The 16260-nt window shown below is 47.8% G+C and carries 18 protein-coding genes; 14 read left to right on the top strand and 4 right to left on the bottom strand.

All coding sequences use genetic code 11. The features are described from left to right. Positions 1-47: 47 nt before the first annotated feature. From BUQ91_RS01545 to BUQ91_RS01535, 3 genes are read left to right on the top strand one after another with little or no spacing between them, the layout of a single operon-like run. Positions 48-821 carry an EI24 domain-containing protein gene (locus BUQ91_RS01545; protein WP_074207896.1) on the top strand — a complete coding sequence of 258 codons (774 nt, stop codon included), beginning with the start codon at positions 48-50 and terminating at the stop codon, positions 819-821. Between the two features lie 46 nt (positions 822-867). After that, the gene (locus tag BUQ91_RS01540) at positions 868-1554 is read left to right on the top strand and encodes a DUF975 family protein (protein WP_074207895.1); all 687 of its coding nucleotides are present in this window, start codon (positions 868-870) and stop codon (positions 1552-1554) included. A gap of 42 nt (positions 1555-1596) precedes the next feature. Then, positions 1597-2226 carry an HAD family hydrolase gene (locus BUQ91_RS01535; RefSeq protein WP_074207894.1) on the top strand — a complete coding sequence of 210 codons (630 nt, stop codon included), beginning with the start codon at positions 1597-1599 and terminating at the stop codon, positions 2224-2226. A 90-nt stretch (positions 2227-2316) separates the two neighbouring features. Here the strand turns inward: BUQ91_RS01535 and BUQ91_RS15935 are convergent, their stop codons facing one another. Together BUQ91_RS15935 and BUQ91_RS01525 are read right to left on the bottom strand one after the other, a co-directional pair. Then, complete coding sequence (locus tag BUQ91_RS15935; RefSeq protein WP_074207893.1) at positions 2317-4359, bottom strand: carbohydrate-binding domain-containing protein; 2043 nt, start codon at positions 4357-4359, stop codon at positions 2317-2319. 164 nt (positions 4360-4523) lie between these two features. Continuing rightward, positions 4524-6023 carry a SpoIIE family protein phosphatase gene (locus tag BUQ91_RS01525; RefSeq protein WP_074207892.1) on the bottom strand — a complete coding sequence of 500 codons (1500 nt, stop codon included), beginning with the start codon at positions 6021-6023 and terminating at the stop codon, positions 4524-4526. Positions 6024-6148: 125 nt separating this feature from the next. Here BUQ91_RS01525 and BUQ91_RS01520 point away from each other — a divergent pair, with 125 nt between their 5' ends. Continuing rightward, a complete protein-coding gene (locus BUQ91_RS01520) occupies positions 6149-6340 on the top strand; it encodes a hypothetical protein (protein WP_072827492.1) in 192 nt (63 codons plus the stop codon). On the opposite strand, the gene BUQ91_RS01515 is transcribed toward BUQ91_RS01520, so the two are convergent. Both BUQ91_RS01515 and BUQ91_RS01510 read right to left on the bottom strand, forming a co-directional pair. Then, a complete protein-coding gene (locus BUQ91_RS01515; RefSeq protein WP_074207891.1) occupies positions 6333-7007 on the bottom strand; it encodes a hypothetical protein in 675 nt (224 codons plus the stop codon). The genes BUQ91_RS01520 and BUQ91_RS01515 overlap by 8 nt on opposite strands. 1 nt (position 7008) lies before the next feature. After that, on the bottom strand, positions 7009-7869 hold the full coding sequence (locus BUQ91_RS01510) for a lysophospholipid acyltransferase family protein (RefSeq protein WP_254842201.1): 861 nt from the start codon (positions 7867-7869) through the stop codon (positions 7009-7011). Between the two features lie 103 nt (positions 7870-7972). On the opposite strand from BUQ91_RS01510, the gene BUQ91_RS01505 reads away from it, so the two are divergent. From BUQ91_RS01505 to nadA, 10 genes are all read left to right on the top strand, one after another. Beyond that, entirely contained in the window at positions 7973-8659 is a 687-nt protein-coding gene (locus BUQ91_RS01505) for a hypothetical protein (RefSeq protein WP_074207889.1), read from the top strand. 26 nt (positions 8660-8685) lie between these two features. Beyond that, a complete protein-coding gene (locus BUQ91_RS01500) occupies positions 8686-9042 on the top strand; it encodes a histidine triad nucleotide-binding protein (protein ID WP_072827496.1) in 357 nt (118 codons plus the stop codon). A gap of 24 nt (positions 9043-9066) precedes the next feature. Further along, entirely contained in the window at positions 9067-9873 is an 807-nt protein-coding gene (recO, locus tag BUQ91_RS01495) for a DNA repair protein RecO (protein ID WP_074207888.1), read from the top strand. Between the two features lie 497 nt (positions 9874-10370). Next, complete coding sequence (panB, locus tag BUQ91_RS01490; RefSeq protein WP_072827498.1) at positions 10371-11114, top strand: 3-methyl-2-oxobutanoate hydroxymethyltransferase; 744 nt, start codon at positions 10371-10373, stop codon at positions 11112-11114. Positions 11115-11360: 246 nt separating this feature from the next. Then, positions 11361-11693, top strand: a complete 333-nt coding sequence (locus BUQ91_RS01485) for a histone H1 (RefSeq protein WP_074207887.1) — start codon at positions 11361-11363, stop codon at positions 11691-11693. A 352-nt stretch (positions 11694-12045) separates the two neighbouring features. Next, positions 12046-12402, top strand: coding sequence for a hypothetical protein (locus tag BUQ91_RS01475; protein ID WP_074207885.1), 357 nt, complete (start codon positions 12046-12048; stop codon positions 12400-12402). Next, positions 12392-13429 carry a Ppx/GppA phosphatase family protein gene (locus BUQ91_RS01470; RefSeq protein ID WP_074207884.1) on the top strand — a complete coding sequence of 346 codons (1038 nt, stop codon included), beginning with the start codon at positions 12392-12394 and terminating at the stop codon, positions 13427-13429. The genes BUQ91_RS01475 and BUQ91_RS01470 overlap by 11 nt, the downstream gene beginning before the upstream one ends. 166 nt (positions 13430-13595) lie before the next feature. After that, positions 13596-14327: a pseudouridine synthase gene (locus BUQ91_RS01465; RefSeq protein WP_074207883.1), complete on the top strand. Its 732-nt coding sequence runs from the start codon at positions 13596-13598 to the stop codon at positions 14325-14327. 7 nt (positions 14328-14334) lie between these two features. Further along, positions 14335-15162 carry a metallophosphoesterase gene (locus BUQ91_RS01460; RefSeq protein ID WP_074207882.1) on the top strand — a complete coding sequence of 276 codons (828 nt, stop codon included), beginning with the start codon at positions 14335-14337 and terminating at the stop codon, positions 15160-15162. Between the two features lie 39 nt (positions 15163-15201). Beyond that, positions 15202-16215 (top strand): quinolinate synthase NadA, encoded by a 1014-nt coding sequence (gene nadA / locus BUQ91_RS01455; protein WP_015732223.1) that lies wholly within the window; start codon positions 15202-15204, stop codon positions 16213-16215. Positions 16216-16260: the final 45 nt, after the last annotated feature.

The following is a 16260-nucleotide window of genomic DNA, read 5'->3' as shown; positions in this document are numbered from 1 at the left end:
AAGGCGGTCATGCATACCGCCTTTTTCTTTTTTATTATTATTTCACAATGCAAAAAACAGTTCTTTCAAAATCAAGCCAGTTCAAGCTCGGCCTTACCTCTTACACCAAGGCATTACGCCTTATTTGGGCAAACAATCTCGTTAGATATTTGCTGATTCCGGTTCTTTTGAACATTATCGTCGTTGTGGCTCTTGTATTTTCGGGCATGGGCATTGGCGACTGGATCAACGGCATCATCGAGCGCAGCGTTGAAAACATGAACGGTTGGATTCACGCAGGCATGATAGCCATCAAGATTATTCTACCGATTATTTTCTTTGCGCTGTTTATCTTTATCGGCGGAACGATTGTCAACATATTGATGTCGCCTATTTACACGTTCCTTTCGGAAAAGACCGAAACGATTCTGACCGGGAAAGAATTTCCCTTTGACATGAAACAAACTATTCGCGACATCTGGCGAGCCATCCGCATCGCCATTCGCAATACAGCAAAGCAACTTTTGCTCACCGTACTTTGCCTTCTGCTGAATTTTATACCCGTTGTCGGAAGCGTAGCCTCTATTATCTTGATTTTCATTATCAACGCGTACTATTTCGGATACGGTTTCATGGACTACACCTACGAACGTTGGCGTTTATCACCCAAAGAAAGCCGTCAAGAAACTCACAAACTAAAATTCTTTGCTTTTACGAATGGTGCAATCTATTCATTACCGCTTTACCTGTTCTGCGGAGCGTTTATCGCCGCGTTCATCGGAGGCGTTTCGACCGTTGCAGCAACAATTTCGCAACTTACTCTAAAAGAACAATCCAATTAAATTATATATTTATACATACAAAAACTTTTTATAAGATGGAGACAATATGAACGCTCTTGATACCGAACAAATCAAACAGACCGCATGGAAGAAATTAAGTGGCAAGTGGACACAAGCTTGCCTCGGATTCCTATTATTCTTCATCATCTCAATCGCACTTGATCTTCCGTCTTTATTCTTCGAAGATGGTACCGTAGGCCAAGCTTTATACAACGGCATTTGGGGACCTATAGAATGGGCTTTAACATGGGTTTTGGACATTGGTATTCTCGCATTCTATTATGACATTGTCTGTAACAGACCTTTATATTACAAGCGCATATTTAGCGGTTTTACTCATGGTTTCATTTACGCCGTCAATGCGTTCTGCACGCAGCTTTTAATGAGCATATTCGTTGTGCTCTGGGCTTTTCTCTTGATTATCCCCGGCATCATGAGAGCGTTCTCTTATTCAATGTCTTTATACATTCTCATTGACCATCCCGAATATTCACCTTTGGAAGCCATCAAGAAGAGTAAAGAAATGATGTACGGACACCGCATGGAATTATTCATCCTCGAACTGAGATTTATTCCATGGCTCCTTTTATCGCTTATCACTCTGGGCATTGCTTTAATTTGGGTGGTTCCCTACATGTCAACAGCCTGCTGCGAATTCTACTTGCAGTTAAAGGAAAAAACTGAACAGCAAGTACCAAACGAACCAGAAGTAATCGAAGCAACTGAAGCATAATACAGAAAAGCAGCCTTAGCGCTGCTTTCTATATTTATAGCCATGACGCAAAAATCCAAGCTCCAGAATTACATTTTTGATTTGGGCGGAGTCCTTTTGGACATCCGTATCCAAAACGCTTACGAACGCTTTGTCGCACTAGGATTACCGCCAGCAGAACTTGAGCAAGGCGCAGAAATCAACAAGCTCATGGAGAATTACCAACTCGGCTGGGTCAGCACACAGGATTTTTGCAAGCAAGTCGCGGCTAAATGTTCCGCAGGAACAAAGCCCATCGATATTGAGCATGCATGGAATTCCATTTGCTTGGACGTCGCAGAACGCAAACTAGAAGCGCTCCGTCGTTTACGCAAAACCGATGGCGTTGCTAGCGTTTCGCTATTGAGCAACACCAACGAATTGCACTGGGAATGTTGCTGCAAGAACTGGATCAACGCAAACGGGAACCGCCTCGAAGACTTTTTCGACAAGATTTTCTTGAGCCAAGAACTCCATTTGCAAAAGCCCAACTCCGAGATATTCAATACCGCCATTCGCGAACTCGGAGCCTCCCCTGCCGAAACGATATTCCTCGACGACAGCCCCGTCAACACCGCTGCTGCAGCTAATTGCGGACTACAAACACTTACAGTGACTCCGGATGTCGATTGGATCAAGGCTCTCGGAATTTAAATAGTCAAACGACATTTTTTTGCAAAAAAACAGGCCGCATCGCACGATGCAGCCCGTATTAAACATTCAATCGATTTTATCTAAACAACTCTATTTGTACATGTAGCTTAAGCCGTTGGGGAACTTGATTTCCTTCATGCCGCCAGTTTGCACCTGAGCCACGGACTTTACTTCGCCTCCATAAAGAATATAATTGCCTTGATAAGTCGGCTTAAATGCAGCCTTGTCGGAACCATAGTAGCTGCTACTATTGTAGGTCAAAGCGGTGCATCCGGGAACATCCATCGTGTAGTTGCCAAACGCGAGGAGAACGCCTCCGCTAACTGTAAATCCGTCATCGGTATCAATGAGACCCCCAGCAAAGTTGTAGGCGCCGCAATCACTTCCACCTTGCTGACCACCCATGCCCGGGAAGCCCCAGCCACCGCCGAAATTGAAGCCACCGCCCATACCGCCGCCCATGCCGCCACCATTTTCGTAGCTCTGGCCGGTAATTTCAACAATCACCACACCGCCGGTCATTTTTCCAGTACCATTAGCATCTAGCCCATCGACCATGTTGCCCTTCACGCTGATGTAATGGTAGCCGCCGCTGATGGTGATATAGCCGCTGCTCTCGCTGAACATGGCCATGGAACTATTCTGGTTCTTGGGGCCACCACCACCATTCCAGCCGTCGTTAGTTGCAAAAACGGAGGTCACGCCGCCCTCGGCAAAAATTTGGTAAGCCTCGATAGCTTCGAGAGATGTAACAACGTTAATCGTGGAACCTTTCAAGTACAGGGCGGAATCTGCGTGAATGCCCTTCTTCTTTGTCGAAATGGTCACGTCACCGCCGTTCATGTAAACCTGCCAGTTGGTACGAATCGCCGAAGAATCTGATTTCACGTCGATGGTACCACCGTTGACATAGATGTACTTTTCGGCAGAGATGCCCTTGTTTGGGGATTCAATCTTGATTGTCGATGCTTCGGTGGAATCGCTCACGAGAATGTAGTTGGCCGCCTTGATGCCGCTCTTATGCCCCTTGATGGTGATGTTGCCACCAGAAATCTCGACATAGCCCTTGCCTGCAACAGTATCCTTGAAAGCGCCATTATTCTCGATGCATTCATCACTTTCGAGACCATCGCCTGCCTTGGCGGTAATGTTCAAGGTACCGCCCGAAATTTCGAGACTGCCCTTGCCCTTGATACCGTCATCGCTTGCAACCACGGTAATGTCACCGTTCTTGATTTTAAGATCGTTGCTGGATTGGATACCGTTCTTGAAGTTTGCCGTAACCGTCAACTTGCCAGCACCCTTGATATTCATGTCATCCTTGGAATAGATGGCCGCCTTTGCGGTATCTTGCTTACCGTTGACTGTAGTAAATACGTGGTTTCCCTTACCATCTTCTATTACGTTAGTCGTACCCTTGACCAAATGAATAACAGCCTTGTCGGCATTCTTCACAAGAATCGGGGAATTGGAGCTTTTCAAGGTTGCATTGTGGAGGTAAATGCCGGTATTGCCTTCTTTGTCGGCACCCGGAGTATTCACCACAACCTGGAAATCGGAGGATTCGCCGGTCACGTAGTAGGCGCCCGGGCAAGTAATTGTCGCACTCTTGTCAGCCACTTCGACGCAACCATTGTTGTTTTCAACTGTTGCCGTAGTGCCCGACACTTTCAAAAGAATCTGCGTGCCGTTCAAGGTACGAGCATCTTCATTATCGTTTTCGTCATCGCCAGAACCGCTATTGCCGGGATTGAACGCACTGGAACTAGAAGTTCCGTTATTTGGCTTAGAAATGCTAGAACTGGACTTTCCAAAGCTTGGAATTACCACGCTGGAACTTGAATGGTTACCGGGGATAAAAACGCTAGAGCTCGACAGTCTATTACCAGGATTCACGGCGCTAGAACTAGAAAATTCGTTGCCCGGAATAACGAGACTTGAACTAGAAAGTTCATTACCAGGAAATAATGCACTAGAGCTTGATAAATCAAAGCCTAGAAAATCATTGCTAGAACTGGAAACGCCGCCACCATATCCATTGCCGGCCGCCTCCATTGGATTGGAAACATCAGAACAAGCCACAAAGCTCAAAACTGCAGAAACAGCTATCACTGGTAACTTTTTGATTTGCATCGAACACTCCTGTATTTTATTGTAATATAGATTCTATTCCCTCTAACAGGCCTGTTTGCACGAAAAATCCGTTGAGCCTTGCACAACATCAGATTTTATATTTCGTGCCCGCAGAAACGTAAAGAAATAAATACATCTATGCAGGAATGTTATAATCGAATTAATTAATTTATCTGCTTTTTTACAAACTTTATCACCAGCATCGTGAGGTCGTCGCTTTGTTCGGCACCATTCACAAACCCAGACACAGCCCGAGACATCGTATCAAGTAATTGTTGTGACTTATCGAACGATGGTAAATCGCGGTTCTCGGCACCATCACCTTCTCCGCTTACCGTATTTTCAACCCGTTTCAAGCCAAACAGTTCCTCGCCCGCGTTCATAGCCTCGGTAAGGCCATCGGTATAAAGTAAAATGATATCATCGGTGTCAATGTCCGATTCCTGCGAATTAAATTCTTTATCTTCGTCAACACCTATGGGAATATTGGCAACAACATCGAGATAGCGCATTTTTCGCCCCGTCACGATAATAGGCTTTTCGTGGCCCGCATTGCTATAACGTAAACGCCCTGTTGCCAAGTCGAGCACGCCAACAAACAGCGTAGCAAACATGCCGGTCGTATTCCCTCGACTAGCCATCACATTCATGTCGTGAACAATTTGCGCAGGATTATCTTCCTTAGAAGCAACCGTACGGAACACGGCCTGCGTCATCGACATAATAAGTGCAGCTGGAATTCCCTTACCGCAAACATCGCCAATATTAAAGAATAGCTTTCCGTCACGGATAAAATAATCATAAAAATCGCCACCCACTTGCTTTGCGGGGACCTGACTGCCGACGATATCCACGAAATCGTTTGCAGGCATCGGAGGCGGTAACATCGCAGTCTGGATTCTATTAGCAATGCCAAGTTCCCTATTCATCAGGTCTTTTTCGGCGCTAACCTTGTTCAGTTTACGGACACTGACAATACTGCGATATATAATAAAACCGAGAACAAGTATTCCAAGGACTTGCAAAACGATAACCATAAACAGAGAACGCTGCTGGTTGTTGTACAACTGCACAGCCATCGCAGAAAGATTACGCATCGGAAGATCAGCACCAATAACGGCAATTGTCTTGCCGTGGTTGTCACGCACCGGGCGCGAGAAAGTCGACATAAGCGCCACATAATAACGGCTCATGTAGGGTTCACTCCAAAAGCCATTTCCCTGCAACCCTTCGCGATACCAAGTGCGCTCTGTATAATCGAATCCTATAACCGTATCTTTAATTTCATTTGTTTTATCATCCCTAAAAGTAAAGTACCCGTTGCGAACGCCATCATCCCCCACGCGATAAGCAAAATCAATTCCAACAATTTCCGGAGTAACCGCTATCAAATGCTGCAAGACTTTGTGCAAAGAATCATTTTGACCAAGAGTCGCTAATCGTTCGACCTCCGGTAACGCACCCGCAATGACAGCCTCCGTAATTTCCTTGATTTCAAAAGTACGGTTAGCAGACGTCAAATCTTGCTGGGCCATTTCCTTAATCTGAGCCGTAATTGCACGTCGCGTAGATATATACTGGAAAGCAGTAGTCGCTTCAAGCAGTACCGCCGCCAGTACAAGAACCGCAATGCTCCTAACTCTTGCAAGATTAGATGTGTTCATAATGAATACCTTGACAAAATGTCCCCTGATAGATATAAATCAATATACCTTTATTTTTTTTATTTTCGCATTTAAAAGGGTCAAAAAAAACATCAATTTACGGTGATTTTTCTATTTTTTCACCAATGTCTCTTTTACTTGCCATTTTATTCTTTGCTTTTTTCATCAGTGCCATTGTGCGTGGCAATTTTTCTTATGGCAAGGCGGATTACGATTTTCACGAGCACCCTGTGCAATTCGTGATTGTGACGGTATTCATTTTAGGGGTTGCAGTCCTCTGTTTTTACCGATTCCTCGTCGAAACAAATCTTATATAAGCGTATCTGTTTTCCGCTGGTAAATAAAGTAATAGAGCAGGTTCCAAGCGCCCCACAAAACGCAAAGCGACATTCCTATATAACCAATCGCATAAACGACAGACGCAATGGCATCGCATTTTAAAAGCAAGCCCGTTTCGGACAAGATAAAATTCCAATCGTGGAATCCGTAAGGGGCTTCGGCGCCGGTGCCACCGCTGATGAGCGTAAGTTTCATGGGGAGAGCGTCTTCGATGTAAGGGGCCACGTCAATCAAGTTTTCGAACGCCCACCAAAGCGCAATCGATGCACCAAACAAGTCACGCGGTTTAATCCACAGCGCAAGGCAGAATACTAGCGGCATGATGGTCTGGAACAGAGAACCGCCCAAAGATGTAATCACTTCACTCCCGAAAATTCTAAAAACAATGTGACCGGTTTCGTGAACAGGCAAGTTCAAGTTGTGCAGGAATTGCGCAATCCAGGATTCATAACCGCCGAAAAACGCCTGCAACGTAAAGAACGCCATGGCAATAAGCAGAACAACACGCACCGCAAAAAAGTTCTCGCGACCAAGCGGCTTGGGCAGCAAAAAGAACTGTACCCAAGCGGGCCATTCATCCGGTTCGTTCAGCGAATCTAAAAATCTGACAAGCAACGGTTTCTTTTTATGTGGAGTCCAAGTCATATTACTCTCCGTAGATTTCTGGCGAACGGCTGTAAAAGCGACGGTGTGTGAAACTGTACCAAAGATTCGGATTTTCGAGGATGCGCTGTTCAAGCCACTTGTTGAATTGCACGTTGACAACGCTCGGTGAAGAATGCGCCGGAGATGCAACCTCTATCGCATGAAGTACGCGGACCTTTTCCGAAGATGCGCCGACCTCATCCATCCAGCAAATAAATATAGGAGTCTGCGGACGATGTTCTAGCAAAAAGTCCGGCAGCGGATTCACATTTACCGGTTGCCCCAGCAAAGTTCCTTCAATGGCGCTCGGAATACGAGAGTCCTGATCATCAAGCAGGCAGAAAAGATTGCCTTCGTTTAAAATCCGCAAAAAGTCGCGAGGCGTCCGAGCGTCCACAGAATAACTCCGACCATCTACCGCACGGATTTTCCGTTCGAGAATGTTGTTGAGCCACTTCGGTTTCACGGGAATGTAGCTTGCCACTAGCGGGATTCCAAGGCGGCAAAGCCACGGTCCCATCGCCTCGTAGTTGCCATAGTGCGCGGTCAAAAAAATTCCACCATTGCGCATTTTTTCAAGCACAGGAATGGCAGATTCGTCAAGCGAAAAATTCCAGCCGTCCACGCGACACGGGTAAGCAGAAACATCATGCGGCAATTTTTTGAACGTTCCAAAGCAAAACAACAGTTCGCCAACATGTTTAGTCAAATTCTTTAAAAGGGTATCGTAATTTAGGGCACCCGACGGAAATGCACCGGTCACGTGCTTTACATTTGCAAGCACCGTTTTCTTTTTCCAGCCAGCAAGTTTAAGCACAGAGTAAGCCACCCGCGCAAAAACCACCGTCAACATTTTACCCATAAAAGACATTTCAGTTTAAAGATACGAAAATCGAACAAACAATAACGATAATGTTGTACTCTGAATGTACCTTTTATTTCTAAATTGTTCATGAGAGGTTTTTATGATTTGCAACAATAACACGCAGCAAAGTGAATTCTTCCTAAACGAGCCTGCGAACGCCCTACGTGGCAAAAGCGCCATTATATGGACTTTCGTATCCCTGGTGTTCACAATACTTGCCTGGATTTCTATTGAAGTTTTAATCCAGATATTCACAAGCTACACAAAAGGCTCAATGACAACTACGGAATCCATTGCTCTTTGCATATCTCTATTCTTTATAGCAGTCTATTCCATAATCCTTCTTGTATACATCTACAAGTTCAGTATATGGATTTACTACGCCGTAAAAGAACAGAACCAATTCACCTCCACCGAGCTCACTCCGACAAAAGCAGTTTTACTCGGTTGCGTGATAGGGCCTTTCATTGATGCATTTATTTTCAAGGACCTGTTCCATAAGCAAAACGCGATTCTCGAGAATCACGGCCTTAAGCCAGCAGCTTTACCGGAATGGACATTCACCGCCACCCTGGTCCTTTCTTTTCTCATAATGTCCACTTTTATAACGGTTATATACCTCCCCGGAAGAATCGTCCTAATTATATTGGCCTCTATGATTTGCGCCCTATACATAAAAATCATGAAAGCCATCATAGAAAACGGACGCTTATTGCAAATCAAACGATTCGATGACTTAGTGAACCGCAAAGTCGAAGAAATCTTAAAACAACGCGAAAATTCTTAACCCTCTTTTACTACTATTATAATACTATGAGTGAAAACTGCCTTTTCTGCAAAATCATCAAGGGTGAAATCCCTTCCAAGAAAATCTACGAAGACGACGATGTGTTCGCCTTCTACGACATCGCCCCGCAGGCACCGGTACACTTTTTGGTCGTGCCGAAGCGCCACATTGCAACCATCATGGACATGAAACCGGAAGATTGCGAACTCGTGGGCAAGATGCTCTACCGCGCACAGCTTATCGCGAAGGACCTCGGTCTCGAAGAAGGCGGGGCCCGCTTTGTGTTCAACTGCAAGGCTGATGCCGGTCAAACCGTGTTCCACATCCACCTACACGTCGTCGGCGGACAGGAAATGGGTTGGCCTCCGTTCCCGGCAAAATAATCACGGCATAAAAGCCGCGAACCTATGATCAAAACTCGTGCCATTGTCCTGCATCGCTTTCCGTACAGCGACTCTAGCTTTATCGTTAAAGTCCTGACGGAAGAATGCGGGATTGTTTCGTTCATCGTCAAGGGCGGCAAGAAAAAGGAATCCCCGTTCCGCGGGGCTTTGGATCCGCTCTCGTTGAGCGAAGTTGTCTTTCGGCAAAATCCGAATACCGAATTGCAGTTCATCAAGGAAGCGACGCTTCTCGATTGGCACAAGGACTTGCGAAACGATTTGTTGAGTCTCGCGAAAGCGCAGGTCATCACCGAGATGATTTTGCGCTACGCCCCGCAAGGGGTCCCCCTCCAAGAAGAATTCGAACGGCTGGAACAATCGCTCCGCGAATTCAACGAAACATGCGGCAGTTCCGCAAGCGCATCCATTGCCGCGACATCGGCTGAATCGCCTTCGACAAATTCCGCGACGTCCGCCCACAAATCAAATATTTTCGCGCAATGGCTCTTGGACACTTGCGACATGTGGGGCTACAATCTCGATCTTGAAACTTGCAGTCGTTGCGGTAAAACGCTCGACAAGCCCGCCGCAGACTTTTTCCCCGAAACTGGCGGATTCGTTTGCGAGCATTGTCTCGGTGTCGACACGCCCCGTGCAAAAGCGGAAACGCTAAACGGTCTTTGGGCACTTCACCGCGGGCAACAAATTGAGCATCCGGAATTTACGGAAAATGCGCTCCTCACCTACCTGCGCCACCACATCGGATTTCTGAAAGAAATCCACTCCATAAAATTCCTAAACGAAACAAGAAAATTGTTTAATTATCATTGATTCAAGCACTGAATTCCGTCAACGCTTCGCAGTAGCGTGCAAAACGAGTGTTGCGACGGGCTGCTTGCAGACCTGCATAACCGAGTGAAGCCGCTGACGCCGTAGGCGTCAACTCTAAGCTGGGGCCCCGCCCGCATGAAGTACTTTTTTATTCTATTCCAGCAAACCCCTTTGTAACAATAATATCCTTTGGCAGTCCGCCCTCCGTTTACTATTCAGTCTATCAAAAAAATTCTACAACAACAATTACAAGCATCTCGACAACAAAAGCGAGACATAAGCCCTCATTTTGATAAAACAACATCGTCATAAGACAAAAGCGTCGGCCAAGGATGGGGAGGGTGCAGGGAGAGGCCCGTGCGGCCTTCGCAACTCCGAGCTGGGGCCCCGCCCGCATGAAGTATTTTTACAATTCAAAAAGAGCATTTACAAAAGCAAGCCATAATCAAACACATTTTTTATATTTTCGGAAAATGTAAAAATGTGAAGAGGTCATCATGTTAACACCAGAAGATATCAAAGCAAAAAAATCCAAGCACGAAATGATTTCCATGATCACCGCCTACGACTTCGCTTTCGCAAACATTGCAGAAGCCGCCGGAATTGACCAGATTCTCGTAGGCGATAGCCTTGCAAACACAATGCTCGGTTACAAGAGCACGCGTGAAATCGGCATGACCGAAATGCTCATCTTCACAGCAGCCGTCTGCCGTGGCGCCCCAAACACTCACGTAGTCGCCGACATGCCCTACTTGAGCGACAAAGATCCGCAAACCGCTTACGACAACGCCCGCCGTCTCATGGATGTGGGAGCCTCTAGCGTAAAAATTGAAGGCACACCCGCTGGCGTTCTCGAGTTCTTGCACGAAAAAGGAATTCCCGTCTGCGGGCATCTTGGACTTTTACCGCAGACCGCAGAAAACTTCAAGCAGAAAGGCCGCACCGAAGAAGAAGCTCGCGCCATTGAAGAAGCGGCCAAGTTTGTTGAAGGACTTTGCTTCGAAACCGTTCTCGAGCACATTCCCGAAGAACTCGGCAAAAAAATCACCGACGAACTCAGCATTCCGACAATTGGCATTGGTGGTGGCAAGTTCACAGACGGTCATGTTCTCGTGATGCACGATGCCCTTGGCATGCACCCGAACAAGATTCCACCGTTCGCGACAAAGTTCGCAGACATGTATTCCGTTGGTGTTCAAGGAGTTAAGAAATACATCGAAAGTGTCAAGGCAAGAATGTAGTTGAGCCTTAGTTACATTCAAAATTTCAAACAAATTAAACACTTTCTTTTCAACAATCGATCTCTTGCGAGGTCGATTTTATTTTACTCAAAATAGTTAACGATAACATTTTTCTATCAAGCGATTTCTATAACAAAATTTTTTCAAAAAAAAATCACTTTTTTTTAAATTATGTGTTGATTATTTGTGAAAAAGAAGTTATTTTTCAGGTATCAACAAATAAATAACAAAAAAGGAAGAAAAAAAATGGCTACAAAAACTGTTGCAAAGAAACCCGCCGCTGCTAAGAAGCCCGCTGCTGCTAAGAAGCCGGCCGCTGCTAAGAAGCCCGCTGCTGCTAAGAAGCCCGCCGCCGCTAAGAAGCCGGCCGCTGCTAAGAAGCCCGCTGCCGCTAAGAAGCCGACTGCTGCTAAGAAGCCGGCCGCTGCTAAGAAGCCCGCTGCTGCTAAGAAGCCCGCTGCCGCTAAGAAGCCGACTGCTGCTAAGAAGCCGGCCGCTGCTAAGAAGCCAGCCGCTGCTAAGAAGCCGACCGCTGCTAAGAAGCCGGCTGCCGCAAAGAAGCCGGCCGCCAAGAAGTAATCTTCTTTTTGACCCAACGATTTTGACCCGCAGACCTCTGCGGGTCTTTTTTTATATTGGCGCTCCGCCCCACGTTTACTACTTCGTCTATCAAAAAAATTCCATAACAACAATTACAAGCATCTCGACAACAAAAGCGAGCCCAAAGCTCTCATTTAGATAACACCTCAACGTCAGAAGACAAAAGCGTCGGCCAAGGATGGGGAGGGTGCAGGGAGGGGCCCGTGCGGCCTTCGCAACTCCGAGCTGGGGCCCCGCCCGCATAAAGTTCTTTTTAAATCTATTCAAGCAAAACCCTTTGTAACAATAATATCCTTTGGCGCTCCGCCCTCCGTTTACTATTTTTGTTAGCATGATTTCAGAAAAAGATTTGACCAATTCGCAGAACATTCCCTTTGAAGAACGCATCGCCCGCATCGAAAAGATGATTGAAGCCGAAGCAGAACCGAAAGCATTTGAACTCGGACTTTTGCTCGCTCTCAAGATGGGCCAGGAAATTCGCGAAAAGAAGCCGCTCGGCAGCACGACTGGCGACATCGTCGCCGCATGGAGTTCCAAGTACCCGGAATCCGTCGTTGAAGAAGCAATCGCTCACGCCAAGCAGTTCCTCACAAATCCAGGCGCCCTCGCCGAAAAGATGAAAAACATCATGCTGAAGAAGATGAATCAGCAAGAAGAAAAAAAGGACGAGGCCGAAAGTGGAAAATAAACTCCAGGCAACAATCGACATCGGGAGTCACAGCTGCATTTTGCTAATCGCAGCGTTCGAAGACGCACCTGCCGCTGCTCCCGCTGAATCTGCGAATCTCGAAAAAGTCGAGACGCCAGCAGAGGCGCCCGCAAATTCCGAGACTCCCGCCGCATCAAGCGAAGCGCCAGTAGCCACACGCAAGATTCTCGTTCCGAAACTGCAAAAGGTCGAAGTCTGCCGCCTTGGCGAAGACATCTACGAGCACGGAAAAATCACGCCGGAACGCATCCAGGAACTTGTGCAGATTATGACCAAGTTCCGCATGGACTTGCACGCCCTCGGTGCAGACCTTAAAGCCGTCGCCATGACCGAAGCCATGCGCAAGGCCACAAATCCGGACGAAGTGATTGAAGCTGTTGAAAAAGCAGTGTGGGTCAAGCCGCGCGTCATCACCGGCGAAGAAGAAGGCAAGCTCACCTACCGTTCCGTAAAAGAATGGCATGGCGAAGGCTTTGTCACGATTGACATCGGTGGCGGTTCCACGGAACTCAGCAATGGCGAAACGACATTCTCGATTCCTATTGGCGCCCTCAAGATGTTCAAGGCCATGGGTCCGATTCCCGGCCCGGAATACAAGAAGTTTATCAAGGAAACGTTCAAGGATTTGTCTTTCAAGGGCATGACCAAGAAGCCTGTCTACCTTATCGGTGGAACAGGTACTGCACTTGCCATGGTGTTCTTGAACAGCCAGGCATTTGACTACAAAGCAATCGAAGGGCTTGAATTGAGTCTTTCGGACCTCGAAGCAGTCACCACAAGAATTACAAACCTCTCGAAGGAACTCCGCGCAATGCTTCCGGGACTTGGAAACGGTCGCCACGAAGTCATCATCTGTGGACTTTTCTGGTTGCGTTCGCTCCTCGAGAAACTCCGCGTCGAAACGTTCAAGATCAGTACGGCAGGACTCCGCTTTGGTCTCCTCTACCCGCCAGAAAAAGAACCGGAACCCAAGCCAAAGAAGCGCCCGGCATTTTTGAAAAGTTAGTTGATAGTTATTAGTAGTTAGTCATTAGTCATTAGTTATTAGTTGTTTGTTGTTTGCGATAGCTATTGACCATAGACCAATGACTAATGACCATTGACAAATAAAGGAGATGCTTGATGGATCCTATCGCCTCTACGAGGCTCCAGGATGACAGAGCAAAAAGATTATGCGTATAAACAAGTACATTTCTCTCAGTGGTTTTGCTAGCCGTCGCGCGGCCGATGAACTCGTCGCTGACGGTCGCGTACAGGTGAACGGAGAAACGATCTCTGACCTCGGCCATCAAGTGGACGAAACCAAGGACCAGGTGACGGTTGACGGAAAGTTGCTGAAGCTCCCGACAAACAAGAAAACAAAAGTCATCATGCTCCACAAGCCGGCTGGTTGCGTCTGCACCAAGGACGACCCGCAGGGCCGCCGCACGGTTTACGATTACTTGCCGCCGGGATACCATAATTTCAAGTACGTTGGACGACTCGACTTGCAGAGCCGCGGTCTCTTGCTTTTCACCGACGACGGCGAATTGCTTTACCGCCTCACGCACCCGAGTTTTGAAGTGCCGCGCAGCTACTACGTGTGGACCACTCGCCCGCTCAGCGAATCTGCCGCCCAGCGCTTGGTCGATGGCGTGGACATCCGCGACCCGGAAGATCCGGATGCCCAGGAAGAAATCGCTTTCGCCACAGACGTCTACCTCGAAAACGGATTTGCAGAACTTGTGCTTATCGAAGGCAAGAACCGTGAAATCCGCCGCATGATGCGTGCCATCGGTTACGAAATCCGCGACCTCAAGCGCGTAAGCTACTGCCAAATTCAGCTCGGCGACTTGCCCGCAGGCGAATTCCGCGAACTCACGCCCAACGAATTGAACAAATTGCGTCAGGCCGTGCATTTGTAGGCGATCAATGAAACGTACTCTCTATATCGGTGATGTTCATGGTTGCGCAGACGAACTCTCTGCGATTATCGACCAATTCGGCTTTGTACGCGGTAGCGATACCATTTACCAGACCGGCGATATCATCAACAAAGGTCCCGACATGATGCGCGCCATGCGCATTGTCGAGGAACTCGGCATTCTAACCGTCCGCGGAAACCACGAAGAACATCTCATCCGCATGATGGAAACGCCCAAGAGCAACTGGACCGAAAAGCAGAAGAAGCGTTTCAAGGCGCTCTCGCTTGACGAATGGGTTTACATCCGCGATACCGTGAAGAACTGGCCGCTCTGGCGCGACACGCCGCACGCATTGCTCGTGCACGCTGGACTTGAACCGGGCAAAACTCGCCTCGAAGACATGAGCCCCGAAGTGCTCCTTTCCATCCGCTATTGGAATGACAAGCCCTGGTTTGAACAGGTCAAGTGGAACAAGCGCGTGATTTTTGGACATTGGGCCAAGATGGGCTTTGTGAACATTCCTGGATTTATCGGTCTCGATTCCGGATGCGTCTACGGCAAGGCACTCACCGCTTGGAGCCCCGAAGAAGACAAGTTCTATAGCGTTCCCGCCCTCCGCGAATACACGCCCGTCAAGGACAAGGCAAAAGAATCCGAAGCAGCCCCCTGCAAAGTGCTCGGCGACAACTCTCCCGATTCCGTGCCGCCCAAGACGTTCGATGAAATCAAGGAACGAATTGCAAGCGGCGACATCGCCTGCAAGGAAGAGACTCCCGAAGAATCGAACATCCGCAAGGCTAGCCCCTCCATCAGCGCTGAATGGGCCGGGTATTAATTTACTATCTTTTAACTAGGCAATAATCTAGGTAACACAATGACAGCAGAAGAACTTTACAATCGTCTCAAGTCCGTCAAGCCGGGCGCAGCCCTTTGCACCTACACCATGGAAAAGGTGGAAAAGATGCTCCCGCTCATCAACGAAATCAACGAGCTCAAGAAGCAGCAGGATACCGTTATCCTCGCCCACAGCTACTGCGCTCCTGAAATTCTTTTGGGCGTTGCCGACTTCACTGGCGATAGCTTTAAGCTCAGCAAGGACGCTACCACCGTCCAGCAAAAAACGATTCTCTTCTCTGCCGTGCGTTTCATGGGCGAAACCGCCAAGATTTTGAACCCGCAGAAGGACGTGATTATCCCGGGCCCGCTCACGGGTTGCAGCCTCGCCGATTCCATTACCGGCAAGGACGTCGAAGAACTCCGCAAGCAGAATCCGGACTACACGTTTGTCTGCTACATCAACACGACTGCCGACGTGAAGGCCGCCTGCGACGTCTGCGTGACCAGCGGTAACGTGATGCACATCGTCGAAACAATTCCATCTGACAAGATTTTCTTTGTTCCGGATGCTCTCATGGGCCAGAACATCATCGATGAAATGAAGCGTCGCGGTGTCAAGAAAGACATCAAGCTCTATAACGGCTGCTGCTACGTTCACGAAAACTACGACCCGGATTTGATCCAGTTCTTCCGTAGCCAAAACCCGAATCTCAAAGTGATTAGCCACCCGGAATGCAACCCGTCCGTTGCCATGCTCAGTGACTACGTCGGAAGCACAGGTCAGATGGTGAGCTACATCAATCAACAGCCCAAAGACAGCTGCATCTTGCTCCTCACGGAATGCGGTCTCAATGCCCGTATGCACTACGAACATCCGGACATGAACTTTATCGGTAGCTGCTGCATGTGCAAGTACATGAAGTCGAACTCGCTCGAAAACATCTTGGAAGCACTCCGCCACCCCGAAAAGGCAGAACACATCTCGCTCGACGAAGGCGTGCGCGTGAAGGCCAAGAAGTGCATCGACGCTATGTTCAAATACGCCGAATAAAGCACCATAACCCATTACAAATTATACCAAGGCACCCTTAAATTT

Origin of the sequence: Fibrobacter sp. UWB11 (assembly GCF_900143015.1) — a bacterium.
GTDB lineage: Bacteria > Fibrobacterota > Fibrobacteria > Fibrobacterales > Fibrobacteraceae > Fibrobacter.
This window is presented reverse-complemented; position numbering and strand designations above follow the sequence as displayed.